This is a genomic window from Paraburkholderia sp. SIMBA_027, assembly GCF_046535315.1.
Lineage (GTDB): Bacteria > Pseudomonadota > Gammaproteobacteria > Burkholderiales > Burkholderiaceae > Paraburkholderia > Paraburkholderia tropica.
In genome coordinates this window covers 1-251 of record NZ_JAWRWY010001213.1, presented here as the reverse complement: position 1 = coordinate 251, position 251 = coordinate 1, and the positions used below count along the sequence as shown (strand labels likewise).

Here is a 251-nt window from a genome sequence, read left to right as displayed (position 1 = left end):
CTTAAGGTCGTCCGCCATAAGCAGCAACAGGAACGAATCAGATTCCGCCACGAGAGCCAGAAGACGACGGAACCCGCCATAGCCTTGGCCAAGCTGGCGAAGAAGGGGAAGTCCAAGAGCGCCGGCAGGAAGAACTTGCCCGCAGATCGCCGTACTGAACTGGCTAGGGAACGGCACGGCGCCGTAGCCGAAAACTGCCCCGTTGACGCTGCGTCGGGGCAGGCGGACATCACCATGCCGGCAGACCAACC

1 protein-coding gene is annotated in these 251 nt (G+C 62.2%); it reads left to right on the top strand.

What is annotated here, in order from left to right:
* Window positions 1-251, top strand: a 251-nt coding sequence (locus SB764_RS43005) for a hypothetical protein (RefSeq protein WP_410867174.1), incomplete at both ends; no start/stop codon positions are given.